Genomic DNA, 15,650 nt, shown 5'->3' on the forward strand with positions numbered 1-15,650 from the left:
CTACCGCCGACGGCAAATTGGAAACACCACCGGGCAGCCGCGCTTCAACGGCCTCCCGGCCGGTCGGAACATGACTACCCGACCCGTTCGCCGAACCGTTCAACCCTCGGGCCATCGGCAACCTCCACTTCCGGCGCGCACGGCACCGGCACATTCCCCCCGGACGTCAAAGATAGGCGTCTGCGCCGGCGATTGCTATATGACCGTGCATGGCGCCTCCCGCCGATCCGTTCGAAATCACCGACGATCCCGGACCGACTGATCCCCAACCGGCCCGGCGCGTCGTCGTGCCCAACGCCCATCTGGAAGGGCTGAACGAGGAGCAGCGCAAGGCCGTCGTCCACGAAGGCGGGCCGCTGCTGGTGCTGGCCGGCGCCGGCACGGGCAAGACTCGCGTGCTGACCACCCGAATCGCCCACCTTTTGATCACCGGCCGGGCCCGCACCTCGCAAGTTCTTGCAGTCACCTTCACCAACAAGGCGGCACGCGAGATGCTCGATCGCGTCGCCAGCCTGATCGGCGGTGCGGCCGACGGCATGTGGCTCGGCACCTTCCATGCCATCGGCGTCCGCGTGCTGCGGCGCCATGCAGAGTTGGTAGGGCTGAAGAGCAACTTCACCATCCTCGACACCGACGACCAGACCCGGCTGATCAAGCAGCTGCTGCAGGCCGAGGGCATCGACGACAAGAAATGGCCGGCCCGCATACTTTCCGGCATCATCCAGCGCTGGAAGGACCGTGCGCTGCCGCCAGACAAGGTTTCGGGCGACGACGCCGGCGAGTTCGCCAACGGCAAGGCCGCCGAGATCTACCGCCAGTACCAGGCGCGGCTCGCCGAGGTGAACGCCGTGGATTTCGGCGACCTGGTGATGCATTGCGTCACCCTGTGGCAGGCCCACCCCGACGTGCTGGCGCAGTACCACCGCCGCTTCCGCCACATCCTGGTCGACGAGTACCAGGACACCAACGTGGCGCAGTATCTCTGGCTCCGGCTGCTGGCCCAGGGCACGCCCGACGTCTGCTGCGTCGGCGACGACGACCAGTCGATCTACGGCTGGCGCGGCGCGGAGGTCGGCAACATCCTGCGCTTCGAGAAGGATTTCCCGGGCGCGACCATCGTCCGACTGGAGCGCAACTACCGCTCGACGCCGCATATCCTGGCCGCCGCCTCGCACCTGATCGCCCACAACGAGGGGCGCCTGGGGAAAACCCTGTGGACGGATATGACGGAAGGGGAGCGCATTTCCCTGCGCGGCGTGTGGGACGGCGACGAGGAGGCGCGCACGGTCGGCGAGGAGATCGAGGCGCTGCAACGCGACAAGCATGCGCTCAGCCAGATCGCCATCCTGGTGCGTGCCGGCTTCCAGACCCGCGAGTTCGAGGAGCGGTTCATCACCATGGGCCTGCCTTACCGGGTGATCGGCGGGCCGCGCTTCTACGAGCGTCAGGAGATCCGCGACGCGATGGCCTACTGCCGCGTCACCGTGCAGCCCGACGACGACCTCGCCTTCGAGCGCATCTATAACACGCCGCGCCGAGGACTGGGCGAATCGGCGCTGCGCACGCTGCGCATCATCCAGCGCGCTCAGAAGGTGTCGCTGTTCGAGGCGACGCGGCGGGCATTGGAGACCGACGAGCTGAAAGGCCGCCAGCGCAAGTCGCTGGGCGACCTGATAAAGAACTTCGATCGCTGGCGCGCCATGCTCGACGGCATGAACCATGTCGAGGTGGTCGAGACCATTTTGGACGAATCGGGCTACACCGACATGCTGCGCCTCGACCGCTCGCCCGAGGCCGAGGGCCGGCTGGAGAACCTGAAGGAGCTGACCAACGCCCTGCAGGAGTTCGACACCCTGCCCGCCTTCCTCGAGCACGTGGCGCTGCTGACCGACAATGCCGAGCGTGCCGGCAGCGACATGGTGAGCGTCATGACGCTGCATGCCGCCAAGGGGCTGGAGTTCGACACCGTGTTCCTGCCGGGCTGGGAGGAAGGTCTGTTCCCCAACCAGCGCGCGCTCGACGACAAGGGCCTGGCCGGGCTCGAGGAGGAGCGCCGACTGGCCTATGTCGGGCTCACACGGGCGCGCAAGCGGGCCTATGTCTCCTTCGCCGCCAACCGGCGCGTGTTCAACCAGTGGCAGGCCGCCATCCCCTCGCGCTTTCTGCGCGAGCTGCCGACCGAGCAGCTCGCCGAGAGCAGCGATGCCGGCCTCTACGCCACCTACTCCGCCGGCCATCACGGCGGCCTGCGCGAGCAGGCGAGCGGCTTCGACTATGAGAGCCTGGGCGTGACCAGCGTCGGCCGCTCGCGCACCCGCTGGCGCGACGAGACGTTCGACGACCGCCGCGCCGTCGAGGGCGACAAGCCCGACCTCAGCGTCGGCCAGCGCGTGTTTCATCAGAAATTCGGCTATGGCCGCATCGTCGCGGTCGACGGCAACAAGCTCGACATCGAGTTCGAGAAGGCCGGGCCCAAGAAGGTCTTGGACAGCTTCATCGAGGCGGCGTGAGCGTCTGGACGGCCTGGCTGGAAGTGCCCGCAGCCGATCGCGCCTCGCGCGAGCAGGCGCTGGAGCATCTCGCCGAGAAGGGCTTCGTGGTCACCAGCCGCGAGGTCACGCGCGATGGGCCGTGGCGCATAGAGATCTTCGGTGAAGGCGACCGAACCGCGGTCGCGGCGGCGATCGGCGCCGGCTGGCAGTGGGAGGAACTGCCCGACAGGGATTGGGTGGCCGAGAACCAGCGCTCATTCCAGCCGTTCGCCGTTGGTCCCTTCTGGGTCCATCCTTCGCATGACGCCGGAAGCATGCCGGCCGACCTGTTGCCGCTGCGCATCGATGCCGGAATGGCGTTCGGCACCGGCACGCACGCCACCACGCGCGGCTGCCTCGAGTTGCTGGCGACGCTCGATCGCGCCGAGACGGCCAATGCCGTCGATGTCGGCTGCGGCAGCGGGATTCTGGCCATCGCCATGGCCAAGCTGTGGCAGCGGCCGGTGATCGGCGGCGACAATGACGCCGAGGCGGTCGACGTCGCGCGCGAAAATGCCGTGCTGAACGGTGTCGGCGATCTCTGCCGCTTCGTGCATGCCATCGGCCTGCGCCACGACGAGCTGCAGGCGCTCAGTCCTTGCGATCTAGTCGTCGCCAACATCCTGGCCGGTCCGCTGATGGAGCTGTCGGAGTCCTTCTCGGCCGCCGTCCGGCCGGGCGGCCGGGCGCTGTTGAGCGGCCTGCTGCTCGAGCAGGCCGAGGATATCCTGTCGGTCTATCGCCGATGGGGATTCACCCTCGAGCGCCACATCGACCTCGAGACGGGCGGCGCGATCTGGCGGACGCTGCTGCTGCGGCGAGACTGAAGCGCGTCCTGGATTCTTCCGGACCGCGCCCATCCTGCGCGCTCATGATCATGAGCGCGCAGGATGCGCGCGGTCCGGAAGAGCATGATTCTAGCCGTTTGCGCGATTCGCCTTCCCGGCAGCGGGCAGGAGGAACGGATCGACGGGATGGGTCAGGCCCATGCTATCGCGCAGCGTCGTCCCGCGATAGTCGCGCGGCCGCAGGCCGCGGCGCTGCAGCTCGGGCACGACCAGCTCGACGAAATCGCGCAGGCTGCGCGGCTCGACCGGCATGGAGAGCATGAAGCCGTCGCAGGCCTTGCTGCGGTACCAGTCCTCCATCATGTCGGCGACCTGGACCGGGTCGCCCTTCACCATGTTGCCGCCCATCGTCGGCAGGACGCGCTCGTAGGTGGCGCGCACGCTGAGGCCCTCGCGCGCCGCCATCTCCAGCACCGAGCGGCCGATCGCCGTGCCGCCCAGGCTCTCGCCCTGCCGTTTCGGCATCGGGCCGTCGATCGGCAGCCCGGTCAGGTCGACGCCGGCGACCTTCGAGAGATAGCTGACGGCGAGCGCAGGCGAGATCAGGGACTGCAGCTCCTCGAACAGCGCATCGGCCTCCGCCGCGGTGCGTCCCACGAACACGCTGAGGCCGGCAGGATGCGCAGCGCGTCCGGCGGCCGGCCATACTTCTTCATCCTGCCCTTGATGTCGGCATATTCGGCCTGCGCCTCGGCCTTGTTGCTCGCGGTGCCGAACAGGCCCTCGCCACCATAGGCCGCCAGCTCCTTGCCTGCGTCCGACTGGCCGGCCATGAAGACGACCGGCTGTCCCTGCGGCGTTCGCGCCACGTTGAGCGGCCCCTTGACCGCAAAGTGCTTGCCGCGATGATTGGTCAGGCGCACGCGCGCCGGGTCAAGGTATCGGCCGGTCGACTTGTCCTGCAGGAACGCGTCGGTTGCCCATGAATCCCAAAGCGACCGCACGACGTCGAGGCTCTCGCGGGCGCGCTCGTAGCGATCCTCACGGCCGAAATGCTCATCGCGTCCGAAATTCTTGGAATCCTCGACATACTGCGTGGTGACGAGGTTCCAGCCGGCGCGGCCGCCGCTCAGGTGATCGAGCGAGGCGAACTTGCGGGCGATCGTGAAGGGTTCTTCGTAGCTGGTGGTCGCCGTCGCCACGAGACCGATCCGGCTGGTGTGCTGGGCGACGGCGGCAAACAGCGTCACCGGCTCGAACACCGCCGGGCGATCGGACGGGCTGTTGGCGGCGAACAGAGCGGGCTTGTCCATCTGGCGCACGCCGTTGCCGTCGGCCAGGAACATCATGTCGATGCCGCCACGTTCGGCGATCTGCGCCATCTCGATCATGCATTGCAGCTGCATGCTGGTCGTCGGAAACGAATCGCGATGACGCCAGCCGCCGAGATGACCGCCCAGCGCGCCGCCGGTGAAGCCCAAAACCATCATGCCGCGCCGCGCTCCCCTGCCGCCTGCTCCGGATGCCACTGGCTGGGAGCATCGGACAGACCGAGATGGCCGCGCAAGGTGGTGGTTTCGTATTCCTTGCGAAAGATGCCCCGGCGCTGCAGCTCGGGCACGACCAAGTCGACGAACTCGCGCAAACCACGCGGCTGGACGGGCGCCATGATGGTGAAGCCGTCGGCGGCCCTGCTGCGCCACCAATCCTCCATCTCGTCGGCGACCTGCGCCGCACTGCCCTTGAACACCGGGCCGCCGAGGGCGGGCAGTGTGCGCTCGTAGATCTGGCGGATGGTGAGGTTGTCGCGCCGGGCGAAGTCGATGATGTAGCGACGCAGGCTGCTGCCGCCCAGCGTCTCCGGCGCCAGGTCGTCCGGCAACGGGCCGTCGAGCGGCAGGCCTTCGAGATCATGCACCAGCATCTTCGACAGATAGTGCACGCCGAGCGGCGGCGAGATCAGCGACTGCAGCTCCTCGTACAGTTCCTCCGCCTCGGCGGCGGTACGGCCGACGAACGTGCTCACTCCCGGCAGGATCTTGAGCGAGTCGGGCGCGCGGCCGTAGCGCGCCATGCGGCCCTTGATGTCGGCATAGGCGGCAATGCAGTCCTGCTTGGTGGTACCGGCCCCGAACAGGGCGTCGGCGTAGCGCGCGGCGAGTTCCATGCCCGGCCCGGATTGACCGGCCATGAACACGACCGGCCGGCCCTGCGGCGTCGGCGAGATATTCAACGGCCCCTTCACCGAGAAGTGGATGCCCCGATGGTCGATGGGGCGCACCCGCGCAGGATCGAGATACTGGCCGGTCTGCTTGTCCTGCGGGAAGGCGTCGTCCGCCCAACTGTCCCACAGCTTGGCGACCACCTCGTAGAACTCCTGCGCGCGGGCATAGCGGTCCTCGCGGCCCATATGCTCGGCGCGGCCGAAGTTCAGCGCGTCGCCGGCGTTGGACGCGGTGACCAGGTTCCAGCCGGCGCGGCCCTTGCTGATGTGGTCCATCGAGGCGAAGCGGCGCGCGACCATCCAGGGCTCGTCGTAGGTGCTGGTCGCGGTGGCGACGACGCCGATGCGCTTGGCGATCATCGAGACCGCGGAGAGCAGTGTCGTCGGCTCGAAGAAGGCGGGCCGCGCCGAGGGATGGTTGGCGGCGAACAGCGCCGGCCGATCCATGTCGCGCACGCCGTTACCATCGGCCAGGAACACCGCATCGAGCTTCCCGCGCTCGGCGATCTCGGTCATCTCGATGAAGGCCTCGAGATTCATGACCGGCTTGGCGAAGGCGTCTTTGTGACGCCAGCCGCCGAGATGGCCACCGACCAGGTTGGGAATCGCGATAATATTCATCATGGCGTACGCTCCTCGAACAGAGGCTATTGGCTGAGCCAGTGCGGCACCGCGGCAAGCTCAGGCAGAGGGATGTGGCAACGAATGCCGTGGCCCGGCGCGGCCTGCTGCACGGGTGGCGGGACGCTGTCGCAGATCGGGCCGACCCGCCGAGTGCAGCGATCGGCGAACTTGCATCCCCCCGCCATCGGGACCGCACGCGCAGCCTGCGTCGAGGCGGCAACGGTACGGCGCTTGCCGATCAGCGGGACGGAGGACAGCAGCAGCTCGGTATAAGGATGATAGGGCGGCTGCAGCACGTCGCCGACCGCGCCCTCCTCCACGATGGTGCCCTGGTACATGACGGCGACGCGGTCGGCGATGTGGGCGATGACGCCGATATCGTGGCTGATGAACAGGTATGCGACGCTCAGCTCGTCGCGCAGGTCGCGCAACAGATTCAGCACAGCGGCCTGCACCGACACGTCGAGCGCCGACACAGCCTCGTCGCACACCAGGAACTTGGGCCGCGAGGCGAGCGCCCGGGCGATGCCGACGCGCTGCTTCTCGCCGCCCGACAGCTGGTGCGGATAGCGCTGGGCGTAGGAACGCGGCAGGCGGACCAGGTCGAGCAGGCGATCGACCTCGGCCGAGACCTCGGCGTCGATGCTGGCGATTGCGAACCAGCGTACGGCACGGCCGAGGATCATGCCCACGGTCTGGCGCGGATTGAGCGAGGTGTCGGAGTTCTGGAAGACGACCTGGGCGCGTTGCCTGAAATGAGCGTCGGGCCTTGCGCCAACGACCGCGGAGGCAAACCGCAGCGTGCCGCCGCGCGCCGGCAGCAGCCGCAACAGCAGGCGGCCCAGGGTTGACTTGCCGCAGCCCGACTCGCCCACCAGGCCCAGCACCTCGCCGTTGCGGATCGTCACCGATACGCGGTCGACCGCCAGCACGCCGCCGACCTTGCCGAGCAGGCGCTGCAGCCAGCCGCCGCTGTCGAAGCGGATGCTGAGCTCGCGGGCTTCGACCAGCGGCACCGCGGAGGCGACCGGCGCGGCGGTCGGTGGCACGGGCTCGGCAGGCCATGGCAGATCGGCGACCGCATCGACGCGATGGCAGCTCACCTGGTGTCGATCGCCGCTCAGCAGCTGCGGCCGGTAGCAGCCCGCAACGGCAAAGGCGCAGCGCGGGCGGAAGTTGCAGCCCGGATCAGGCGCGGTGAGGTCGGGCAGATTGCCCTGGATTGGCGCCAGACGGCCGGCATGGGGACGGTCAGGCCGCGGCAGCGCGGCCAGCAGCCCCTTGGTGTAGGGATGGCGCGGACGATGCAACACCTCGCCCGTCGTCCCCGATTCGACCAGGCGTCCGGCGTAAAGCACGGACACCGTGTCGCACAGCCGATCGACGATGCCGAGGTTGTGGCTGACCAGCAGCATGGCGAGGTTGCGGCGCGACCTAAGCTCGTCGAGCAGGGCAAGGATCTGGGCCTCGATGGTCACGTCGAGCGCGGTGGTCGGCTCGTCGAGCAGCAACAGGTCGGGCTCGCTGGCGAGCGCCGCGGCAATGCCGACGCGCTGCTTCATGCCGCCGGAGAGCTGGTGCGGATAGCTCCGCATCACCTGGGCCGGGCGCGGGATGCCCATCTCCGCCAGAAGATCGGTGCCGCGCTGCCAGGCGGCGCGATGCTCGGTGCCGAGATGGACGCGCATCGGCTCGATCACCTGGGAGCCGATGGTGAGGGCGGGATTGAGCGCTGCCGCAGTGTCCTGGAAGACGACGCCGATACGACGGCCGCGCAAGGCAGATGCGTTGGCGAACAGGTCGTGGCCGTCGAAGGCCAGGCGTTCGGCCGTCACCCGCGCCGCCGGACCAAGCAGGCCGAGCAGCGCCAGCACGACGGTCGACTTGCCCGATCCCGATTCGCCGACCAAGCCGCGCACGCTGCCCGCGGCGATGGACAGGGAAACGCCATCCAAGGCCTGCAGCCAGCCGCCCCGCGACGGATAGGCGACGGAAAGCGCTTCGATCTCCAGCGCCGCGCCGGTGCGAATCGTGGCGTCAAGCATGCGAGCGGCCGCGCAGTTGCGGGTCGAGGCGCTCGCGCAGCCCCTCGCCCACCAGGTTGACGCAGACCAGCAGCACGCAGAGCGACAGGCCAGGCGCGAGGCAAACCCAGGGCGCCTGCCGCAGGAAGTCGCGGCCCTCGGCGATCATCAATCCCCATTCGCTGGCCGGCGGCTGCGGACCGAGGCCCAGGAACGACAAGGCCGAGCCCAGCAGGATGGCGAAGGTCACGCGCAGGCCGCACTCGACGATGATGGGCGGCCAGGCGTTGGGCAGGATCTCATGCCACAGGATGGTCGGGGCACCCTCGCCGCGCGCCCGCGCCGCCTGCACGAAGTCCTCCTCCAGCAGGCCCAGCGCCACGGCGCGCGTCAGGCGCACCATGATGGGCACATAGACCAGGCCGACGGCGGCGATGGTCTTCCACAGGCTGGGCGGCGTCACCGCCAGGACCAGCAGGCCGAGCAGCACCGGCGGCAGGGCGATCAGCAGATCGACGCTGCGCATGATCACCTCCTCGGTGACCCCGCGATGGAAGGCAGCGATCAGGCCCAACGGCACGCCGACGGCCAGGCTGATCGCCATGGCGCCGAAGCCGGTGGCCAGCGAGAGGTGCGCGCCGGCCAGGACGCGCGAGAGCACGTCGCGGCCAAACTCGTCGGTGCCGAAAGGGTGCAGCGCGCTGGGCGGCTGCAGCCGCTCGCGCACGGCAAAGGCGGCGGGATCGTAGGGCGTGAACCAGATGCCCACGACCGCGGCCAGGCCGATCAACAGCAGCAGCGCGCCGCCCAGGACGAGTGCGGACGGCGCGCTGAGCCGCGGCAGGGTGAGGAGGGTCACGCCGTCGCCCCGGCAACGCGGATGCGTGGGTTCAGAACGGCGTACAGGAGCTCGGCGACGAAATTGGCCAGCGCATAGATGGCCGTCACCACCATCATGCCGACCTGCAGCAGCGGCAGGTCGTGGCGCTCGATGGCGTAGACCAGCAAGCGGCCGAGGCCCGGATAGGCAAACACCGTCTCGACCACCACGATGCCGCCGATCAGCAATCCGGCGTCGATCGCAAGAACGGTGATCGCCGGCAGGAGCGCATTCGGCAGGGCGTGGCGCCACAGCACCTTGCGCTCGGGCAGGCCGCGCGCCCGGGCGGCAAGCACATAGCGGCTGTCGAGCACCTCGATCATCGATGACCGGGTCAATCGCGAGACATGGGCGACCAGGCCAAAGGCCAGCACCAGCACGGGCAACACCAGATGCGACGCCCACTTGGCCACGCCCTCGCTCAGCGGCGCATAGCCTGTGGCCGGCAGCAGGTTGAGCCAGGAGGCAAAGACCAGGACGGCGAGGATCGCCCAGAAGAACTCCGGCACGGCGATCAGCAGGAACTGCGCCAGGGTCAGCACCTTGTCCGACGCCCGGCCGCGATGCGTTGCGGCATAGAGCCCGAGGCCGATGCCGCCCATCGCCACCAGGCCGAAAGCGAATACGGCCAGCAACGCCGAGCGACCCAGCGCCTCGGCGATCAACGGCGCCGCCGGCCGCTGCATCACGATCGACATGCCGAAATCGCCGTGCAGCATGGCGCCCAGCCAGCGCCAGTACTGCACCGGCAGCGGATCGTTCAGGCCGAGCTTGGCTTCGAGTTGCGCCACCGCGGCCGGCGTCGCGAATTCGCCCAGGATCGCATAGGCGACGTTGCCAGGCAGGATATGGACGATGCCGAAGATCAGCACCGACATGCCGAGCAGCACACCGACCAGGCCGAGCAGCCGCCGCAGCAGGAAGGCGGCCATTCCCATGGCTCAGCTCAGCGTCGCATGACGCAGGTCGAACCACTTCATCGGATGCGTCTTGATGTCCCCGACCGACTTGCGATAGGCGCAGGCGTAGTTGACGGAATAAGCAAACATCGACGCCGGATTGGCGACCAGCGCCGCCTGCACGTCGATGTAGTTCTTCTTCTGCACGGCCGGGTCGGCGCTCGAGCGCGCCGCATCGAGGGCGCGATCCACCGTCTCGTCGCTGTAGTGCCACAGGCGCTCGTTCCAGCTCCCCTTGCTGCGCAGGAAGGGGAACAGGCTGGTGTCGACCGTCGGCCGGGCGAAGAAGCCGTCGATGTACAACGGCGCCTTGCCAGAAACCTCGGCATTGAATGACGAATAAGGCAGACGCTGCACCTGCAGGTCGAAGCCGCCGGCCTTGGCGAGTTGCTGCAAGGTGACGCCCAGGCGCTCGCGCACCGGGCGGCCGACAGGCAGGATCATCGGCAGCTTGATGCCGTTGGGATGACCGGCCTCGGCGAGAAGCTTGCGGGCAGCCGCCGGATTGGCCTTCGGGACGACGACGTCCTTGGCATAGAACGGATGGCTCGGCGGGATCGGGCTGATCGTCGGCACGCCCTGGCCGAACAGCGTCAGCTCGACCACTTCCGCCTTGTCGACGGCGAGATGAAAGGCCTGGCGCACGCGCTTGTCGTTGAAGGGCGGGATGGCGTTGTTGAGGATCGCGCCATCCCATGAGGCGGTGGGCACGCTGTCGACGCGTAGATCCGTGCGACCCGACAGCGGCTTCACCTGCTCGAGCGGCAGGTCCCATAGGATGTCGATGTCGCCAGCCTGCAAGGCTGAGATCTTGACGCTCATCTCCGGGATGATGCGCAGCTCCACGCCTTCGACTTTGGGCAGGCCGGATTCGTAGTAGTCGGCGTGGCGCGCCAGCACCAAGCGGTCGCCGGCGGTATAGCTCACGAACTTGAAGGGTCCCGTACCGATCGGCTGCGTCGCCATCTGGGCCGTGGCGCTGCGCGGCACGATCTTGACCTGGCGGTCGGTGAGAATGTCCGCCAGGCCGCCATAGGGGATCTTGAGCTCGAACACGACGGTGCCGGCATCGGGCGCGGAGATGCTCTCGACCATGTCGTACTGGCTGCGCACCGGCGAGGTGCCGTTGGGATCGAGCAGGCGGCGAAAGGAGGCGACGACGTCGTCGGCCGTCATCTCCTCGCCGTTGTGGAATTTCACGCCACGGCGCAAGCGGAACGTCCAGCGCTTGAGATCGTCACTGTAGGTCCAGCTCTCGGCGAGGTCGGGCTCGACCACGAGATCCTCGCGCATGCGGGCCAGCCCGTTGAAGGCGAGGTTCGCGTAGATGTATTCGTCGCCTGTCGTGACCATCATCGGGTCGAGCGTGTTGAGCGACGTGCTGATGCCGATGCGCAGCACCTTGCCGGCGGCATGAGCCGGCCGAACGACTGCGGCCGCCGCCAGTGAAGAGCCGATCAGCGTCCTGCGGGAAAGTGGCATGGGGCGCCTTTCAGCGGCTGCGGGAAGATCCCCCTGGACGGAGCAATGGCTGTGCCAGTCGCCGCTTCAACCCGGATTGGCGAGGTTCTCGCGCAAGGTGCGGCCGGCATATTCACGGCGCAGCAGGCCGCGGCGCTGCAGCTCCGGCGTCACCATGCGGCCGAACTCCTCGTAGGTCCCGGGAAACACGGTAGGCGGCAAGACGAAGCCGTCGCAGGCACCGTTGGTGAACCAGTCTTCCATCACGTCGGCGATCATGGCGGGCGTACCGGCCAGCAGGCCACGCGGCTTGCGCACCGCCTGGGCGAAGCTGATGCCCTGAGCCTTGGCGACCTGGCTCATGCGGTCGCGCGAGCCGGCAATGCCCTGGTTGCCGGCGGCGACTTCCGCCTCCTCCGCAGTCTCGATGCGGCTGAGGTCGACACCGAGCAAGGTCGATGACGAGGCCATCACCAACTCGGGATCGATCAGGCTGTCGAGATACTCCGCCTTCTCGCGGGCGATCGACTCGGTCTCGCCGATGACCACCGACAGCGTCGGCAGGATGGCGCATTCGACGGGTGAACGGCCCAATGCCGCCAGCCTGGTGTGCATGTCGGCACGGAAGGCGATGCCGTCGGCCTTGGTGGCGGTGGTGCAGAAGATCATGTCGGCCCAGCGGGCGGCACACTCGCGTCCGCGCGGCGAAGAGCCGGCCTGCAGGATCAGCGGACGGCCTTGCGGGCTGCGCGGGATCGACATCGGGCCACGCGTGCTGACGTAAGGGCCGGCATGGTCGGCATACCGGATCTTGCTGGCATCGGCGAAGACGCCGCTCTTGCGGTCCATCACCAGCGCGTCGGGGTCCCAGCAATCCCACAGGGCAAAGCAGGCCTCGAGCACGTCGTCGGCGCGATCGTAGCGATCATCCTTGGGCGGCATCCCGTCCATGCCGAAGTTGCGCGCTTCGTAATTCGTCGCCGAGGTGACGACGTTCCACGCCGCCCGCCCGCGGCTCAACAGGTCGAGCGAGCCCAGGCTGCGCGCGATGTGATAGGGCTGGTTGAAGGTCGTCGATATGGTGTTGCCGAGGCCGAGATGACGCGTCACCCGCGCCATCAACGGCAGCACCGTCATCGGGTCGATCAAGCTGAGCTGGCCGCCGCGTCCGACATAGTCGGCGAAGCTGTTCTTGTAGATGTCCGGCAGGCCCATGCCATCAGCGAAGAAGCCGGCGTCGAAGCGTGCCGCCTCGAGCAGGCGCGCCAGGTTCTCGTAGCGCTCGGCATCCCAGATGTCGTCGAGCGGCGCCGACGGATGGCGCCAGGCGCTGGCATAGCTCGCGGTCGGTCCCGTTTTGAGATACGCGACCAGATGCATCTTGCGCTTCATCGGCATCGGCAAATGGCAGCAAATCTCATGCCCACCTCCTTTGTCGCGACCATCGAAGCAAAGGGACGGCGTTGCAGCCACGAAAAAGGGCCGGCTTTCGCCGGCCCTTGTACGCTTACGCTTACGCTACTGACGTTACTTATGCTTACGCGACGCGACGCAAGTTCTGATTCGCCGGGATGACCGTATGGGTCACGCCGTCGATCTCCGGCATCACGCCCTCCGCGGTCTCGCGGATGGCGAAGTGGATGTCGCCGCGGGTCAGGCCGATGTCGGCCAGTTCGCGGTCGCTCATGCGGAAGAGCTGGCTCTCCGCGGCACGCAGCTTGAAGTCGGCCTTGATTGCGCCGACGAAGCGGCTGTACTGGCGGCCGAGCCACAGCAGGGCGTCGGCCAGGCCATTTGCGACCAGCTCGGCGCGGGCGTAACGCGCGCGCAGCTCGAGCATCCTCCGCTCCTCGAAGGACGGGGTCGTCTTGGCAATGTCGTTTCCCCCCGCCGGCGAAGTTTCGCTGGTCAGATTTTCAAACATCTGGATCGGCTGGGTCATCATGGTCTGCTCCTTATTGTGCGACGCGGTAGGCGATGCTGCGCTGCACAGAGCAAATATAGAGCCTTGAGTTACAACAATAAGTGAAGGCTTGGAACGACTGATATGCGTTGCACGCATAGTGCTGTCCGATTGCGCATTTCGCACTCGCGAGAGACCGAAAATTGCTCAGATTGCCTGTCCCAACCACGCCGCGTAGGGTCCCGCCTACATGAGTTCCGCCCCAGACGACGTCCTTCACCTGTTGCGCCAACGCGGCCGCAATCCTGACCCATCGGCCCTCGATTCGCTCATGCGTGGTGTCGCCGCAGCCCCCGAGGGTCTGGCCGGCCCCGAATGGGTCGAACTGGTCGATCCCAGTGCAGATGCCGAGCTCACCCGAGCGCTAAAAGCCTGGCGCGAGGAGCTGTCACAGGCCGATGACGGACTTGGCACCTCGCCGGCGCCGACGTCGCGCTTGGCCGCGCTTCGCGCCGAACTCAGGCACCGCGGCCTCGATGGTTTCGTGGTGCCGCGCGCCGACGAGCATCAGGGCGAGTATGTGCCGCGGCGCTCGCAGCGGTTGGCCTGGCTCACCGGCTTCCGTGGCTCGGCCGGCCTCGCCATCGTGCTGGCCGATCGCGCGGCGATCTTCATCGACGGCCGCTATACCCTGGCCGTGCGCGCCCAGGTCGACACTGACGCCTTCGCGCCGCACCAGATCCCCGAGGAATCGCCCGAGACCTGGATCGCCGATAACCTGCCCAAGGGCGGCAAGCTCGGCTTCGATCCCTGGCTGGTGACGGTCGACGGGCACGACCGCTTCGCCCGCGCCTGCCAGCGCGCCGGCGGTGAGTTCGTCCCGGTCGATTCCAATCCCGTCGACGCGGTGTGGCGCGACCGCCCGCCGGCGCCGCTGGCGCCGGTGCTGCCGCATCCCGACGAGTTCGCGGGCGAGAGCAGTGCCGCCAAGCGCGCGCGCATCGCCGGCACCGTCAAGGCCAAGGGCGCCGACGTGGCGTTGATCACGCAGCCCGATTCGATCGCCTGGCTGTTGAATGTGCGCGGCGGCGACGTGCCGCGCACGCCGTTCGCGCTGGGCTTCGCGCTGCTGCACAGCGACGGGCACGTCGATCTCTACATGGACCGCCGCAAGGTGCCTGACCGCACGCTCAGCTGGCTCGGCAATGCCGTGACCCTGGCGCCGACCGACGAACTCGGCGCCGCGCTCGACACGCTGGGCAAGGTGAACAAGAAGGTCCTGATCGAGACCGCGACGGCGCCGATCTGGGCGGCCAATCGCCTGCAGGGCGCGGGCGTCGCGATGGTGCGTGACGCCGATCCGGTGGCGCTGCCCAAGGCCTGCAAGAACGCCGTCGAGATGGACGGCATCCGCAACGCCCATCGCCGCGACGGCGCCGCGGTCAGCCGCTTCCTGGGCTGGCTGGGCCGCGAATCGAAGGCCGGCAAGCTGCGCGAGATCGAGGTGTCGGACCGCCTGCAGGCGCTGCGCCAGGAGACTGGCAAGCTGCGCGACCTGAGCTTCGACACGATCTCCGGCGCTGGCCCCAACGGCGCCATCGTGCACTATCATGCCTCCGAGTCGACCGAGCGCACGCTCGAGACGGGCAGCCTCTACCTGGTGGATTCAGGCGGCCAGTATCGCGACGGCACGACCGACATCACCCGCACCGTGGCGATCGGCACACCGAGCCCGGAGATGCGCGACCGCTTCACGCGCGTGCTCAAGGGCCATATCGCGCTCGCCATGGCGCGCTTTCCCGCCGGCACAACAGGCTCGCAACTCGATGCGCTGGCGCGCTATGCGCTGTGGCAGGCCGGCCTCGACTACGACCACGGCACCGGCCACGGCGTCGGCGCCTATCTTTCGGTGCACGAAGGACCGCACCGCATCTCCAAGATGCCGAACAACGTCGCGCTGCAGCCCGGCATGATCGTCAGCAACGAGCCCGGCTACTACAAGACCGACGCCTACGGCATCCGCATCGAGAACCTGGTCGCGGTGCGGGAAGCGAAGATCGAGGGCGCCGACCGTCGCTATCTCGAGTTCGAGACCTTGACGCTGGCGCCGATCGATCTTGCCTGCGTCGAGCCCGGCCTGCTGACCGAGGCCGAGCGGCAGTGGCTGAACGACTATCACCGCCGTGTGCGCGAGACGGTGGCGCCGCAGGTCGACGACGCGACGAAGGCCTGGCTTGTCGAGGCAACGCGCGCGAT

Annotated in this window: 12 protein-coding genes; 3 read left to right on the plus strand and 9 right to left on the minus strand. The window is 68.0% G+C overall.

Features of this window, described 5'->3' with window-relative positions; genetic code table 11:
* Positions 1-209 precede the first annotated feature (209 nt).
* Positions 210-2,510, plus strand: coding sequence for an ATP-dependent helicase (locus tag RSO01_RS34525; RefSeq protein WP_147155149.1), 2,301 nt, complete (start codon positions 210-212; stop codon positions 2,508-2,510).
* Positions 2,507-3,358: a 50S ribosomal protein L11 methyltransferase gene (locus RSO01_RS34530; protein ID WP_170303573.1), complete on the plus strand. Its 852-nt coding sequence runs from the start codon at positions 2,507-2,509 to the stop codon at positions 3,356-3,358. Before RSO01_RS34525 ends, RSO01_RS34530 begins: the two co-directional genes overlap by 4 nt.
* Before the next feature lie 90 nt (positions 3,359-3,448).
* On the opposite strand, the gene RSO01_RS34535 is transcribed toward RSO01_RS34530, so the two are convergent.
* From RSO01_RS34535 to RSO01_RS34575, 9 genes are all read right to left on the minus strand, one after another.
* Positions 3,449-3,976, minus strand: a complete 528-nt coding sequence (locus RSO01_RS34535) for an LLM class oxidoreductase (protein WP_170303574.1) — start codon at positions 3,974-3,976, stop codon at positions 3,449-3,451.
* Positions 3,922-4,809, minus strand: coding sequence for an NtaA/DmoA family FMN-dependent monooxygenase (locus tag RSO01_RS34540; RefSeq protein ID WP_147155152.1), 888 nt, complete (start codon positions 4,807-4,809; stop codon positions 3,922-3,924). The genes RSO01_RS34535 and RSO01_RS34540 overlap by 55 nt, the downstream gene beginning before the upstream one ends.
* Positions 4,806-6,167, minus strand: a complete 1,362-nt coding sequence (locus tag RSO01_RS34545) for an LLM class flavin-dependent oxidoreductase (protein WP_147155153.1) — start codon at positions 6,165-6,167, stop codon at positions 4,806-4,808. Before RSO01_RS34545 ends, RSO01_RS34540 begins: the two co-directional genes overlap by 4 nt.
* A 23-nt stretch (positions 6,168-6,190) precedes the next feature.
* Complete coding sequence (locus RSO01_RS34550) at positions 6,191-8,212, minus strand: dipeptide ABC transporter ATP-binding protein (protein WP_147155154.1); 2,022 nt, start codon at positions 8,210-8,212, stop codon at positions 6,191-6,193.
* On the minus strand, positions 8,205-9,050 hold the full coding sequence (locus RSO01_RS34555; RefSeq protein WP_218037550.1) for an ABC transporter permease: 846 nt from the start codon (positions 9,048-9,050) through the stop codon (positions 8,205-8,207). The genes RSO01_RS34550 and RSO01_RS34555 overlap by 8 nt, the downstream gene beginning before the upstream one ends.
* Positions 9,047-10,009 (minus strand): ABC transporter permease, encoded by a 963-nt coding sequence (locus RSO01_RS34560; RefSeq protein ID WP_246159013.1) that lies wholly within the window; start codon positions 10,007-10,009, stop codon positions 9,047-9,049. Before RSO01_RS34560 ends, RSO01_RS34555 begins: the two co-directional genes overlap by 4 nt.
* Positions 10,010-10,012: 3 nt before the next feature.
* Complete coding sequence (locus RSO01_RS34565; RefSeq protein ID WP_147155155.1) at positions 10,013-11,512, minus strand: ABC transporter substrate-binding protein; 1,500 nt, start codon at positions 11,510-11,512, stop codon at positions 10,013-10,015.
* A gap of 66 nt (positions 11,513-11,578) precedes the next feature.
* Complete coding sequence (locus tag RSO01_RS34570) at positions 11,579-12,883, minus strand: NtaA/DmoA family FMN-dependent monooxygenase (protein WP_170303575.1); 1,305 nt, start codon at positions 12,881-12,883, stop codon at positions 11,579-11,581.
* A 145-nt stretch (positions 12,884-13,028) separates the two neighbouring features.
* A complete protein-coding gene (locus RSO01_RS34575) occupies positions 13,029-13,436 on the minus strand; it encodes a DUF1127 domain-containing protein (RefSeq protein ID WP_246159014.1) in 408 nt (135 codons plus the stop codon).
* A 208-nt stretch (positions 13,437-13,644) separates the two neighbouring features.
* On the opposite strand from RSO01_RS34575, the gene RSO01_RS34580 reads away from it, so the two are divergent.
* A partial coding sequence (locus RSO01_RS34580) for an aminopeptidase P family protein (RefSeq protein ID WP_246159016.1) occupies positions 13,645-15,650 on the plus strand: 2,006 nt, incomplete at its 3' end.

The sequence above is a fragment of the Reyranella soli genome, assembly GCF_007992495.1.
GTDB classification, from domain to species: Bacteria; Pseudomonadota; Alphaproteobacteria; order Reyranellales; family Reyranellaceae; genus Reyranella; species Reyranella soli.

What these genes read in the sequence shown, in the direction of transcription:
- RSO01_RS34525 (WP_147155149.1), top strand. Translation starts at nt 210, where the DNA reads ATGGCGCCTCCCGCCGATCCGTTCGAAATCACCGACGATCCCGGACCG.
- RSO01_RS34570 (WP_170303575.1), bottom strand. Translation starts at nt 12,883, where the DNA reads ATGAAGCGCAAGATGCATCTGGTCGCGTATCTCAAAACGGGACCGACC.
- RSO01_RS34545 (WP_147155153.1), bottom strand. Translation starts at nt 6,167, where the DNA reads ATGATGAATATTATCGCGATTCCCAACCTGGTCGGTGGCCATCTCGGC.
- RSO01_RS34560 (WP_246159013.1), bottom strand. Translation starts at nt 10,009, where the DNA reads ATGGGAATGGCCGCCTTCCTGCTGCGGCGGCTGCTCGGCCTGGTCGGT.
- RSO01_RS34540 (WP_147155152.1), bottom strand. Translation starts at nt 4,809, where the DNA reads ATGATGGTTTTGGGCTTCACCGGCGGCGCGCTGGGCGGTCATCTCGGC.
- RSO01_RS34575 (WP_246159014.1), bottom strand. Translation starts at nt 13,436, where the DNA reads ATGATGACCCAGCCGATCCAGATGTTTGAAAATCTGACCAGCGAAACT.
- RSO01_RS34550 (WP_147155154.1), bottom strand. Translation starts at nt 8,212, where the DNA reads ATGCTTGACGCCACGATTCGCACCGGCGCGGCGCTGGAGATCGAAGCG.
- RSO01_RS34565 (WP_147155155.1), bottom strand. Translation starts at nt 11,512, where the DNA reads ATGCCACTTTCCCGCAGGACGCTGATCGGCTCTTCACTGGCGGCGGCC.